Origin of the sequence: Kushneria halocnemicola (assembly GCF_965650455.1) — a bacterium.
GTDB lineage: Bacteria > Pseudomonadota > Gammaproteobacteria > Pseudomonadales > Halomonadaceae > Kushneria.
In genome coordinates, this window is record NZ_OZ287968.1 from 3,365,377 (window position 1) to 3,379,225 (window position 13,849).

At 55.2% G+C, this 13,849-nt stretch carries 5 protein-coding genes, 2 tRNA genes and 3 rRNA genes; 8 read left to right on the forward strand and 2 right to left on the reverse strand.

Annotated elements, in window-relative coordinates; translation table 11 throughout:
• Positions 1-35: 35 nt before the first annotated feature.
• Positions 36-1,151, reverse strand: a complete 1,116-nt coding sequence (locus ACS92L_RS15245; RefSeq protein ID WP_438765962.1) for an anhydro-N-acetylmuramic acid kinase — start codon at positions 1,149-1,151, stop codon at positions 36-38.
• Between the two features lie 130 nt (positions 1,152-1,281).
• On the opposite strand from ACS92L_RS15245, the gene tyrS reads away from it, so the two are divergent.
• From tyrS to rrf, 6 genes are all read left to right on the forward strand, one after another.
• Positions 1,282-2,487, forward strand: a complete 1,206-nt coding sequence (gene tyrS / locus ACS92L_RS15250) for a tyrosine--tRNA ligase (RefSeq protein ID WP_438765963.1) — start codon at positions 1,282-1,284, stop codon at positions 2,485-2,487.
• 824 nt (positions 2,488-3,311) lie between these two features.
• Positions 3,312-4,851: ribosomal RNA gene (locus tag ACS92L_RS15255) — 16S ribosomal RNA — on the forward strand.
• Positions 4,852-4,922: 71 nt separating this feature from the next.
• Positions 4,923-4,999, forward strand: a tRNA-Ile gene (locus tag ACS92L_RS15260).
• A gap of 7 nt (positions 5,000-5,006) precedes the next feature.
• Positions 5,007-5,082, forward strand: a tRNA-Ala gene (locus tag ACS92L_RS15265).
• 281 nt (positions 5,083-5,363) lie between these two features.
• Positions 5,364-8,255: ribosomal RNA gene (locus ACS92L_RS15270) — 23S ribosomal RNA — on the forward strand.
• A 102-nt stretch (positions 8,256-8,357) separates the two neighbouring features.
• Positions 8,358-8,473 (forward strand): 5S ribosomal RNA (rrf, locus tag ACS92L_RS15275).
• Together the 16S, 23S and 5S rRNA genes with 2 tRNA genes alongside form the textbook arrangement of a ribosomal RNA operon.
• 461 nt (positions 8,474-8,934) lie before the next feature.
• Here rrf and ACS92L_RS15280 read toward each other — a convergent pair.
• Positions 8,935-10,302, reverse strand: coding sequence for an MFS transporter (locus ACS92L_RS15280; RefSeq protein ID WP_438765964.1), 1,368 nt, complete (start codon positions 10,300-10,302; stop codon positions 8,935-8,937).
• Positions 10,303-10,987: 685 nt separating this feature from the next.
• On the opposite strand from ACS92L_RS15280, the gene cyoA reads away from it, so the two are divergent.
• Complete coding sequence (cyoA, locus tag ACS92L_RS15285; protein ID WP_438765965.1) at positions 10,988-11,869, forward strand: ubiquinol oxidase subunit II; 882 nt, start codon at positions 10,988-10,990, stop codon at positions 11,867-11,869.
• A 2-nt stretch (positions 11,870-11,871) separates the two neighbouring features.
• Positions 11,872-13,848 carry a cytochrome o ubiquinol oxidase subunit I gene (cyoB, locus tag ACS92L_RS15290; protein WP_438765966.1) on the forward strand — a complete coding sequence of 659 codons (1,977 nt, stop codon included), beginning with the start codon at positions 11,872-11,874 and terminating at the stop codon, positions 13,846-13,848.
• Position 13,849 lies beyond the last annotated feature (1 nt).

The window sequence follows — 13,849 nt, forward strand, 5'->3', positions numbered from 1 at the left end:
ACAGAGTGTCGAACCCTTGCCATTGTCAGACAACGTCAGCGCTCGTAAATCCCGCCCAGAATGCGCGGCCCTGCCGCGCCGGTTACCGAGGCCAGATTGCCCGGGAGACCTTCCAGACGTCGCCAGGCAAGCCAGGCAAAGGCGCCGGCCTCCAGCCAGTCCGGTGACCAGCCCAGTGTCTGGCAATGCTCGGTTCTGATTGGTGAAAGCCGGGCTGTCAGAGCGTCTATCATGGCGATATTGTGCGCCCCGCCGCCACAGGGAATGACACAGGCCTCAGTGCGGGCATTCCCGGGCAGGTGGCGCTCCAGTTCACGCGCGATACTTTCAACGGTCAGGGTTAAAAGCGTGGCCTGTACATCGACCGGGGATTCGTTCTCCAGATGGGTCTTCAACCACTGGAGATGAAAATGTTCGCGCCCCGTACTTTTGGGTGGCGGGCAGTTAAAAAAGGGATCGCTCAGAAAGCGTGTCAACAAGGGCGTTTGACACTGCCCCTGAGCTGCCCAGGTGCCATCGCGATCAAACCGGCCCTCGTGATGCTGGGTATACCATCCATCCAGCAGGGCATTGGCCGGGCCGGTATCAAAACCGATTACCGGTAGTTCGCTGCCCTCGGGAGGGAGCAGGGTAACGTTGGCAAAGCCACCCAGATTAAGCAGCACGCGCCACTGTTGAGGGTGGCGAAAGAGCGCGTCATGAAAGGCGGGTGCCAGCGGCGCGCCCTGACCACCAGCGGCGATATCGCGTCGCCGGAAGTCGGCCACAACGCGACAGCCGGTCAGTTCGGCCAGACGCGAGGGGTTATCCAGCTGCCATGTATAGGGGGCGGGGCCATCCGGACGATGCTCGATGGTCTGGCCGTGACTACCGATGGCGTCGATGTCTTCGACCCTGTAGCCGCTTTTCTTGAGCAGCGCCGTGACGACCTGCGCCTGAAGCCGGCAGAACGCTTCTTCGGCATCGGCCAGGGTGTCGAAGGCGGCGTCTCTGGCATGACACAGCTGCCATAACTGACGGCGCAGGGACTCCGGCATCTCGATGCCTGTGGCTTCCAGTAGAGCGGGGCGGTGATGGTGGTTGCATTCGACCAGTGCGGCATCGATACCGTCCAGACTGGTGCCGGACATCAGACCTATTACAAGACTCATCTGCTCACTCCTGCCGGGGCGGTCTACGCGTTTGACGCCATGCTATCATGCCCCACATTTCCTGCTGCTCGCCCGCGGACCGGACGAGGGGAGGGCAGCTGCAATTATCTGAATACAGGAGAGGCAGGTCATGGCCGATGTTGCCGAGGCGCTGGCGCTGATCAAACGTGGTGTCCACGAGGTACTTATAGAAGAAGAGCTGGAAAAGAAGCTCTCTCTGGAGCGGCCGTTACGTATCAAGGCCGGTTTCGACCCTACCGCGCCCGACCTTCACCTGGGTCATACGGTGCTTTTGAACAAGCTGCGCCAGTTCCAGGATCTGGGGCATGAGGTATTGTTTCTTATCGGCGATTTCACCGGGCGTATTGGTGACCCGACCGGCAAGAGCGTGACGCGAAAGCCGTTGACCCAGGAAGACGTCATGGCCAATGCCCGTACCTATCAGGAGCAGGTGTTCAAGGTGCTCCATCCCGAGCGCACGAAGGTGGTCTTTAACGCCGAGTGGATGAGCGCCATGTCAGCAGCCGACCTGATCGGGCTGGCCGCCCAGTCAACAGTGGCACGCATGCTTGAGCGCGATGATTTCGAAAAGCGCTACCGCGGCAATCAGCCTATCGCCATTCACGAATTCCTTTATCCGCTGATACAGGGGTATGACTCGGTGGCGCTGGAAGCCGATATCGAAATCGGCGGTACCGATCAGAAATTCAATTTGTTGATGGGTCGTGAGCTTCAAAAGCATTACGGGCAGGCGCCGCAGGTCGTGCTGACCATGCCGCTGCTTGAAGGTCTTGATGGTGTACAGAAGATGTCCAAGTCGCTGGGCAACTATGTGGGCATTACCGACCGGCCCGGGGAAATGTTCAACAAGATTGTCTCGATGCCGGACTCACTCATGTGGCGCTACTTCGAACTGCTCTCGCTCAAGCCGATGGATGAGGTACGGGCGTTGATGAGTGATGTAGACAAGGGAGCCAACCCGCGTGACGTCAAGATGGTGCTGGCGCGCGAGCTGGTCGCCCGCTTTCATGGTGAAGAGGCGGCGGCTGGCGCCCACCGGGCCAGCGGCAATCAGCTCAAGGAGGGTGAGCTGCCCGACGATCTGCCGGAAGTGGAGGTGACTGTCGAGGACATGACCGAGGCACCCATTGCTCTGATCCTCAATCGTGCCGGCCTTGCCAACAACGGGGCCCAGGCAAAGGACATGCTGAAAAATGCGCGCGTCTGGGTCGATGGGCATAAGGTAGAGGCAGATCATATGCTCACAGTGGGCCATGACTACGTGATTCAGGCTGGCAAGAAGCGCTATGCAAGGGTCATGTTGCACAAGGCATAACTCTATTCCTGGACAAGTCATACACCTGCAGCAGTTTTCCTTACAAAAAGTTGGACATGTCCGCTACAGTCAGGTAGATTTGTCTGTACACCGAGGCAGCGGACGCAAGGAAGCGTTGCACCCATGGAAGGGAAGCCTTGGTGTAAATTTCAAGGACATCACCACGGAAGGTGATGTGTCGGGATCAGGAAGATCCACGAAGCCCGCAGCTGACATTGTCAGTTGCGGGCTTTTTCTTGGTTGGCAGTCCCCTGACAGGGCTCTCTATAAACTGCTTTTCAAGGATGGATATATGAAGAGCGGCCTTTCATGAAAGCCGGCTATCCAAAGAGGGTATGAAGGCAGGCGTATCATGCTTCTTTCACCGTCATGACAGAAAGATGAAACTTTTTGGCAAAAGGGGTTGCGTGGTCCCGGTCTGATCTATAAAGTACGCATCCGCTGCCACGGAGCACACGGCGACGAGGCAGCGGAGAAGTTTGGCAGGTGATTGTTTTGACTAAGGTTTTGGTCGCTCAATCAGGATTTCAAATCCAGCCGCTGACTTCCGGATCGAAAAAAAGAGGTTGACTTTTCGATTCAGGGCTGTAAAATGCCCACTCTCTCGAAGCAGCCGCCACGGCGACTGAGGCAACATCTTCGAGACGCTCTTTAACAAGTCGATCAGGCAATTTGTGTGGGCGTCTGGCTCGTGTGACACCAGTCACATAGATAATCGAGCAGACGAACACTCGTCAAGAGTACTAGTTTGACCTCGAGCCCGGATTGATTCACCTCGATGACTGCTTCGGCAGGCTTCGAAACGAATCTCAAAGCTTCAAAATAAACTGAAGAGTTTGATCATGGCTCAGATTGAACGCTGGCGGCAGGCCTAACACATGCAAGTCGAGCGGTAACAGGGGTAGCTTGCTACCCGCTGACGAGCGGCGGACGGGTGAGTAATGCATGGGTATCTGCCCGGTAGTGGGGGATAACTCGGGGAAACCCGAGCTAATACCGCATACGTCCTACGGGAGAAAGCAGGGGATCTTCGGACCTTGCGCTATCGGATGAGCCCATGTCGGATTAGCTTGTTGGTGAGGTAACGGCTCACCAAGGCAACGATCCGTAGCTGGTCTGAGAGGATGATCAGCCACACCGGGACTGAGACACGGCCCGGACTCCTACGGGAGGCAGCAGTGGGGAATATTGGACAATGGGGGAAACCCTGATCCAGCCATGCCGCGTGTGTGAAGAAGGCCTTCGGGTTGTAAAGCACTTTCAGTGGGGAAGAAGGCATGGTGGTTAATAACCACCATGAAGGACATCACCCACAGAAGAAGCACCGGCTAACTCCGTGCCAGCAGCCGCGGTAATACGGAGGGTGCAAGCGTTAATCGGAATTACTGGGCGTAAAGGGCGCGTAGGCGGCTTGCCAAGCCGGATGTGAAAGCCCCGGGCTCAACCCGGGAACGGCATTCGGAACTGGCAGGCTAGAGTGCAGGAGAGGAAGGTGGAATTCCCGGTGTAGCGGTGAAATGCGTAGAGATCGGGAGGAATACCAGTGGCGAAGGCGGCCTTCTGGACTGACACTGACGCTGAGGCGCGAAAGCGTGGGTAGCAAACAGGATTAGATACCCTGGTAGTCCACGCCGTAAACGATGTCGACCAGCCGTTGGACCCCTTGAGGGTTTGGTGGCGCAGTTAACGCAATAAGTCGACCGCCTGGGGAGTACGGCCGCAAGGCTAAAACTCAAATGAATTGACGGGGGCCCGCACAAGCGGTGGAGCATGTGGTTTAATTCGATGCAACGCGAAGAACCTTACCTGCTCTTGACATCCTGCGAATCTCCCAGAGATGGGAGAGTGCCTTCGGGAACGCAGAGACAGGTGCTGCATGGCTGTCGTCAGCTCGTGTTGTGAAATGTTGGGTTAAGTCCCGTAACGAGCGCAACCCCTATCCCTTTTTGCCAGCGGTCCGGCCGGGAACTTCAGGGAGACTGCCGGTGACAAACCGGAGGAAGGTGGGGACGACGTCAAGTCATCATGGCCCTTACGAGCAGGGCTACACACGTGCTACAATGGCCGGTACAAAGGGTTGCGAAGCGGCGACGTGAAGCCAATCCCATAAAGCCGGCCTCAGTCCGGATCGGAGTCTGCAACTCGACTCCGTGAAGTCGGAATCGCTAGTAATCGTGGATCAGAATGCCACGGTGAATACGTTCCCGGGCCTTGTACACACCGCCCGTCACACCATGGGAGTGGACTGCACCAGAAGTGGTTAGCTTAACCTTCGGGAGAGCGATCACCACGGTGTGGTTCATGACTGGGGTGAAGTCGTAACAAGGTAGCCGTAGGGGAACCTGCGGCTGGATCACCTCCTTAAACGACTAAAGTGCTCACGCGAACCAGCGCGTCCACACAAATTGCCTGATCGGATAGAGCGAAGACTGCTTGGGTCTGTAGCTCAGTTGGTTAGAGCGCACCCCTGATAAGGGTGAGGTCGGCAGTTCAAGTCTGCCCAGACCCACCAACCTGTCGGGGCCTTAGCTCAGCTGGGAGAGCGCCTGCCTTGCACGCAGGAGGTCAGCGGTTCGATCCCGCTAGGCTCCACCATACCGGCTCGGTGCATACAAACAGTCTCGCTGATACTGATGAAACCACAGTCAAAAGTCATGATGATGACAGATCATCGACATGATTTCTGACTGTCTTTTTGACAGTACGCTCTTTAACAATGTGGATCATGCTGACCTGTCGGTCGGTGAACACCCCTTCTTCGGAAGGGTGTCGTGACCCGGCCGGCAGACAACGTATAAGTTTGCTGTGATACGTAATGTCGTACGTATTCCAGCAAATGTCGTGTGATCGTGAAACCGGACCCCTTGGGGTTATATGGTCAAGCGATTAAGCGCACACGGTGGATGCCTAGGCAGTCAGAGGCGATGAAGGACGTGACAGCCTGCGATAAGCGTCGGTGAGGTGGCAAATGACCTGCGACCCGGCGATTTCCGAATGGGGAAACCCACTTACCATCAGGTAAGTATTCATGAGCCAATACATAACTCATGAAGGCGAACCGGGAGAACTGAAACATCTAAGTACCCCGAGGAAAAGACATCAATTGAGATTCCCCCAGTAGCGGCGAGCGAACGGGGACCAGCCCTTAAGCAGTGCAACCGATAGGCAAACAGTCTGGGAAGTCTGACCATAGCGGGTGATAGTCCCGTAGCCGAAATCCGAGCATTGTGAAATCGAGTAGGTCGGGGCACGTGAAACCCTGACTGAACATGGGGGGACCATCCTCCAAGGCTAAATACTCCTGACTGACCGATAGTGAACCAGTACCGTGAGGGAAAGGCGAAAAGAACCCCGGCGAGGGGAGTGAAATAGATCCTGAAACCGTGTGCGTACAAGCAGTGGGAGCAGACTTGTTCTGTGACTGCGTACCTTTTGTATAATGGGTCAGCGACTTATTTTCAGTAGCGAGCTTAACCGAATAGGGGAGGCGCAGGGAAACCGAGTCTTAAATGGGCGAATTAGTTGCTGGGAATAGACCCGAAACCGGGCGATCTATCCATGGCCAGGATGAAGGTCAGGTAACACTGACTGGAGGTCCGAACTCAAGTATGTTGAAAAATGCTGAGATGAGCTGTGGATCGGAGTGAAAGGCTAATCAAGCTCGGAGATAGCTGGTTCTCCTCGAAAGCTATTTAGGTAGCGCCTCACGTATTACCACCGGGGGTAGAGCACTGTTTCGGCTAGGGGGCCATCCCGGCTTACCAACCCGAGGCAAACTCCGAATACCGGTGAGTACAGCGTGGGAGACACACAGCGGGTGCTAACGTCCGTTGTGAAAAGGGAAACAACCCAGACCGCCAGCCAAGGTCCCAAAATCCCGGTTAAGTGGGAAACGATGTGGGAAGGCACAGACAGCCAGGAGGTTGGCTTAGAAGCAGCCATCCTTTAAAGAAAGCGTAATAGCTCACTGGTCGAGTCGGCCTGCGCGGAAGATGTAACGGGGCTCAAACCGGGTACCGAAGCTGCGGGTGCATCCTTATGGATGCGCGGTAGAGGAGCGTTGTGTAAGCCTGCGAAGGTGGATCGTGAGGTCTGCTGGAGGTATCACAAGTGCGAATGCTGACATGAGTAACGACAAGGGCGGTGAAAACCCGCCCCGCCGGAAGACCAAGGGTTCCTGTTCGACGACAATCGGAGCAGGGTGAGTCGACCCCTAAGGCGAGGCCGAAAGGCGTAGTCGATGGGAAACGGGTCAATATTCCCGTACCGGATGTTATTGCGATGGGGGGACGAAGAAGGCTAGGTGAGCCGGGCGCTGGTTGCCCCGGTGAAAGCGAGTAGGCCTGAGGATCAGGCAAATCCGGTCCTCTACAAGCCGAGACGCGAGACGAACAGACCACGGTCTGGAAGTCACTGATGCCACGCTTCCGGGAAAAGCCTCTAAGCTTCAGATAACATGCGATCGTACCCCAAACCGACACAGGTGGTCAGGTAGAGAATACCAAGGCGTATGAGAGAACTCGGGTGAAGGAACTAGGCAAAATGGCACCGTAACTTCGGGAGAAGGTGCGCCGGCCAGGGTGACGGGACTTGCTCCTTGAGCTCTGACCGGCCGAAGAGACCAGGTGGCTGCAACTGTTTATTAAAAACACAGCACTCTGCCAACGCGTAAGCGGACGTATAGGGTGTGACGCCTGCCCGGTGCCGGAAGGTTAATTGATGGTGTTAGCCGCAAGGCGAAGCTCTTGATCGAAGCCCCGGTAAACGGCGGCCGTAACTATAACGGTCCTAAGGTAGCGAAATTCCTTGTCGGGTAAGTTCCGACCTGCACGAATGGCGTAATGATGGCCACGCTGTCTCCACCCGAGACTCAGTGAAATTGAAATCGCTGTGAAGATGCAGTGTACCCGCGGCTAGACGGAAAGACCCCGTGAACCTTTACTATAGCTTCACACTGGACGCTGATGTTACTTGTGTAGGATAGCTGGGAGGCTTTGAAACCCCGACGCCAGTCGGGGTGGAGCCAACCTTGAAATACCAGCCTGGTATCATCGGCGTTCTAACTCCGCACCGTGATCCGGTGTGAGGACAGTGTGTGGTGGGTAGTTTGACTGGGGCGGTCTCCTCCCAAAGAGTAACGGAGGAGCACTAAGGTACCCTCAGCACGGTTGGAAATCGTGCAATGAGTGCAAGAGCATAAGGGTGCTTGACTGCGAGACGGACATGTCGAGCAGGTGCGAAAGCAGGTTCTAGTGATCCGGTGGTTCTGTATGGAAGGGCCATCGCTCAACGGATAAAAGGTACTCCGGGGATAACAGGCTGATACCGCCCAAGAGTTCATATCGACGGCGGTGTTTGGCACCTCGATGTCGGCTCATCACATCCTGGGGCTGAAGTCGGTCCCAAGGGTATGGCTGTTCGCCATTTAAAGTGGTACGCGAGCTGGGTTTAGAACGTCGTGAGACAGTTCGGTCCCTATCTGCCGTGGGCGTCGGAAGTTTGAGAAGTGCTGCTCCTAGTACGAGAGGACCGGAGTGGACGCACCGCTGGTGTACCGGTTGTCATGCCAATGGCACCGCCGGGTAGCTATGTGCGGACGGGATAACCGCTGAAGGCATCTAAGCGGGAAGCCCCCTTCAAGATGAAACTTCCCTGGAGCCTCGAGCTCCCTGAAGGGCCCTCGAAGACGACGAGGTCGATAGGCGCGGTGTGTAAGTGCAGCAATGCATTGAGCTGACGCGTACTAATTGCCCGTGAGGCTTGACCATATAACACCCAAGTGGTTCGCATCACACGAATGCGTTGATGTATCGATCAGCATGATCCCGATTTTGACCCGCTGCCCAAAGGGCAGCCGGTCTGCAGAATTGCCTGACGACCATAGCGTGCCGGCACCACCCGATCCCTTCCCGAACTCGGTAGTGAAACGGCTCCGCGCCGATGGTAGTGTGGGGTCTCCCCATGTGAGAGTAGGTCATCGTCAGGCACCCCTTCCGAACCCCGGTCCTTAACAGGATCGGGGTTCTTTTATGGGTGCTCGCCGGCGCCGGCGTGGCGCCTGCCCGGCGGTCACTGACGTGACCGCCGGACAGGGCCCCTCAGGGCACGGTCGCCAGCGCCGTCATCTCCGCCTCGGTACCGATCGAGATGCGCAGCCAGTCGGCCAGCCCCGGCGCGGCAAAGTGGCGAACCAGAATACCCGATACGTATTATCATGATGACGTATGCATGTACATTTCAGGCGCTAAAGCATCCAAACAAGATCTTCTCTAGCTTCTGGTCCAGGCGCTACCTGGAAATAATTAGCCGATGCTTCATACAGGTGGGCCTCAATGGTGATAAGCAACTGACACCATCGGTACGTGACAGGGCGGAATCATGAACAATAAAAAGGCATCCATCAGGATGCCTTTTTATAACAAGCTATAGCCCGGAGGTAGGCTCGAACTACGGTGATACCTGCAGCCAATGCGTCAGCGCATCGCGATCAATAACGTCGCGGTCAACCTTCAAATAAGCCACGCCTTCCTCTTCGACAACCAGCACATCTTCAATACCTGCAATGCTTTTAAGCTGCCTGCTGCATTCGTTGCTGTCCGTAATATTTCTGCCCTTGAGGGAAACAACTTCACTGGAAAGATGTTTGGGCACCTTCATGTTTAAAATGGCAAGAAACCACAAGGCACCGAGTGCCGCAGCAAACAAGAAGACAGCATCGATCCCGAAATGACCGGCAATTGCACCGCCAAAACCGCCTCCAACGCTGGCTCCCAGAAACTGACTGGTAGAGTACACGCCCATGGCCGTTCCTTTCGCGCCGGCAGGAGAGAGCTTGCTGATCATTGAAGGCAGCATGGCCTCCATAAGGTTGAAGCCGGTGAAAAAGATCAGCAACAACACAATCAATAACCATCTTGTCTGTCCCGCTTCGCCAAGAGCAAAAAGTGCCAGTGTCATCGCGGCTACAGCACCCATGAATACGATTTTCATGTGGCGATATTTTTCCGCTGCAATGATCAGCGGCACCATGGCAAAAAAGCCGGCCGCCATGACGGGCAGATATACCCAGCCATGGTACTGGGCGTCGATGCCAAGATTTTCGAGCCTGAGAGGCAGGGCAATAAAACAGCCTGTCAAAATGGCATGAAGGGCGAAAATCGAAAAGTTCAGGCGTAGAAGCTCGCTCTGAAACAGCATCTTTCTTAACTGGCCTGGGTCCACGCCAACATCACGATGCTGTCTAGCTGGTGCTGAAGGGACCAGCCGCCATAGGATAAGAAGGCCGACAAGCGCCAGCAGCGCGGTGCTCCAGAACACGCCTGACAGGCCAAAAACCTCCGCCAGAAACGGCCCCAGCGCCATTGCCAGGCCGAAAGCCAGGCCAATACTCATGCCAATGGCTGCCATGGCCGTCGTTCTGGTTTCCTCTCTCGTCTTGTCTGCCAGTAGTGCCATGAGCGCGCCGGCAATGGCGCCGCTGCCCTGCAGACAACGTCCGGCAATGACCCCATAAATGGAAGTGGACAGTGCTGCCATGACGCTACCGGCAAAAAAGAGCAGCAGCCCAAGAGCAATAATCTGCTTGCGCCCCAGACGGTCCGAAAGTGCGCCAAAGGGGATTTGAAAAATGGCCTGTGCCAGCCCGTAGCCGCCAAGTGCAATACCGATAAGAAAGGGGGTCGATCCTTCCAGTTCCCGGGCATAAAGAGCGAGCACGGGCAGTACCATGAAAAGCCCCAGCATGCGAAAGGCATACAGCATGCCAAGGCCCGCAACTGCACGGTATTCACCCGCATTCAATGAAATGTGTTTCATGATTCTCCGAAGACCTTGAGGCAGCGCATCATTTTAACGGTCCGGCAGGGGTGCAGGGAATTTGTATGTGACCTGAAGGGTTGCAGGTGAAATACTGAGGGCTGGCGTATTACACAGCAACGATGACAGAGGCTCCCTCTGTGACGAATGGAATTGGTAGAAGGTTCCATGTATCATGCCGCGGTGTTTTGTCGCACGGGTTCAAGGCTTTTTGCCTGACACTTTCAGCTGTCGACTGTCAAACGAATCCGCAGTATCGGCTCTGATTGCGAAGTGCTCACTTACATAAAGACCTTTTGGATGCCTGCTTTCTAATGCCAAGGTCTAAATAAGCTTTTGTCACAGCACTTGAAGTCAACAGGCGAAAAACTGAACAATAGCAGTGGCAGCGTATAGCGCCATTCAGGGCTGTCATGCCTGCCGCTTTCAGTCAGTAGATGACTTTACACGTCACCTTTCTGCTGGGAGCAGTCACAGGCGGGAAGCATCCGTCCAGGACAGTCACTTCCAACGATAAAACCATCAGACACTCCTGCAACGTCAGGCTGTCTGGCGCGGTAGATGCCATCCGTGAGCGTTGCTGTCAGACCGTGACCGGAAGCGAGCAGGTACCTGTCACGCATTTCCGGCCCCTCTGGCCGGGCAAAAGCGAAGTGTTCAAGCTGGCCGTTCAAGAGAGCGTGAGATGAGAAAATGGAACTATCCAGACATTCTTAAAAGGGTGTCACTGCTTGCTACTGTCGCATTCGTGCTCAGTGGTTGTACGGGATCTAGTCTTCTCGATCCCAAGGGGCCGATCGGCGCTGAACAGAAATACCTGATCATGACGTCGTTTTTTCTGATGATGATCGTGGTAATCCCCGTCATTGTCATGACGCTTCTGTTTGCATGGCGTTACAACTACATCAAGAATGCCAAGTACTCGCCCAACTGGTCTCACTCCAACAAGATTGAAGTGGTCGTCTGGGCAATACCGCTTGCCATCATTCTCATCCTGAGCATTTTGACATGGCGCAGTACGCATGCCCTTGATCCGCATCGCGTGCCTGAGTCCGACAGGGAGCCCATCGTCATTCAGGTCATGGCAATGGACTGGAAATGGCTGTTCATTTATCCCGAGCAGGGCATCGCCTCGGTCAATGAGCTGGCATTCCCGGTCGATACGCCGGTCGAGTTTCGTGTGACTTCCAACAGCGTCATGAACTCGTTTTTCATTCCGCAGCTTGGCAGTCAGATCTATGCCATGGCAGGAATGGAAAATACCGTTCATTTGCTGGCCTCGGAAGAAGGGACTTACCCGGGCATGTCAGCCAACTACAGCGGCCATGGCTTTAGCGGTATGCATTTCAAGGCACTGGCAACATCGGATGAAGGGTTCCAGCAGTGGGTCGACGACGTTCGACAATCTTCGGAAGCCCTGCAGCAGGATAGTTTCAATGAGCTGGCCAAGCCCAGCCGAGACAATCCGGTCGAGTACTTCTCTACCGTTACTCCTGGCCTTTACACCGATATTGTCAACAGTTACATCACGTCGGGCGATAGCTCGCATCATGGGGCTGAGGAGTAAACATGTTCGGCAAACTTAGTATTGAAGCCGTCCCCTACCATGAACCCATTGTTATGGTGGTTCTGGGCGTGGCGGCGCTGATGGGGTTGGCGATAGCTGCCGCTATTACCTATTTCAAGAAGTGGGGATATCTCTGGAAGGAGTGGATTACTTCCGTTGACCACAAGCGCCTTGGCGTGATGTATATCATCGTCGCGATTGTCATGCTGATACGCGGCTTTTCCGACGCCATCATGATGCGCTCGCAACAGGCCATTGCTTCAGGCGGGGCAGAAGGTTATCTGCCACCCGAACACTATGACCAGATCTTTACCGCGCATGGCGTGATCATGATCTTCTTTATGGCCATGCCGTTCATGGTGGGTCTGATGAACATTGTCGTGCCGCTGCAAATCGGCGCTCGCGATGTTGCCTTCCCGTTTCTTAACTCGTTGAGCTTCTGGCTGACGATGGCCGGCGTCATTCTGGTCAACGTGTCGCTGGGTGTTGGCGAGTTTGCAGCAACGGGCTGGCTGGCCTATCCGCCGCTATCCGATATTCAGTACAGTCCGGGCGTCGGCGTGGATTACTGGATATGGAGTCTACAGATATCAGGTATCGGTACGCTGCTGACCGGTGTGAACTTCTTCGTCACCATTCTGAAGATGCGTGCCCCGGGCATGACTCTGATGAAGATGCCGATGTTCACCTGGACGGCACTGTGCACCAATGTGCTGATCATTACGGCTTTCCCCATCCTGACGGTCACCATCGCACTGCTGACGCTTGATCGTTACCTTGGTACCCATTTCTTTACCAATGACATGGGTGGCAACCAGATGATGTATGTCAACCTCATCTGGGCTTGGGGACATCCCGAGGTTTATATTCTGGTACTGCCTGCCTTTGGTATCTTTGCCGAGGTTGTGGCGACCTACTGCAAGAAGCGTCTGTTTGGCTATACCTCCATGGTTTACGCCACGATTGCCATCACCGTGCTGTCGTTCATTGTCTGGCTGCACCACTTCTTCACCATGGGCGCCGGCGCCAACGTAAACTCCTTCTTTGGTATCGCCACGATGATCATTGCGATCCCGACCGGGGTCAAAATCTTCAACTGGCTGTTCACCATGTACGAAGGTCGGGTGCAGTTCACCGTGCCGATGGCCTGGACGCTGGGCTTTCTCATTACCTTTACCATCGGCGGCATGACCGGGGTACTGCTGGCTGTACCGGGTGCTGACTATGTACTGCACAACAGCCTGTTTTTGATCGCCCACTTCCATAACGTCATTATCGGCGGTGTCGTGTTCGGTTATCTGGCAGGTTTCACCTACTGGTTCCCGAAGGTGTTTGGATTCAAGCTTGATGAAAGGCTTGGCAAGGCGTCTGCCTGGTGCTGGATCGTGGGATTCTTTGTGGCTTTCATGCCGCTGTACGCTCTCGGATTCATGGGCATGACCCGTCGTCTGAACAGCTACGACAACCCGGACTGGCATTTCCCGCTGATCGTGGCTGCCATTGGCGCCCTCATCATCGCCTGCGGTATTGCCTGTCAGCTTCTGCAGGTGGTGGTCAGCATCAAGAATCGTCACAAGAATATTGACGAGACTGGCGACCCGTGGGGCGGTCGTACGCTGGAATGGTCCATTCCTTCACCGGCACCTTTCTACAACTTCGCGCATACGCCCGTTGTTGAAGAGCGTGATGCCTTCTGGCACATGAAGGAAAAGGGTATCAGTGAGCAAAAGCCTGCCGAATATCAGGATATCCACATGCCGAAAAACACCTCGGCCGGATTCTTCATCGGTATCATTGCTTCTGTTTTCGGCTTTGCTCTGATCTGGCATATCTGGTGGCTGGCGATCGTTTCGGCAGTAGGTATCTTCGTCACCATGGTGCTGCGTACCTTCAATGACGATATTGACTATTACGTTCCTGCGGCTGAAGTCGAGCGCATCGAAAGTCAGCGTTATCAAAAATTGTCAAATCAGGCGTAAC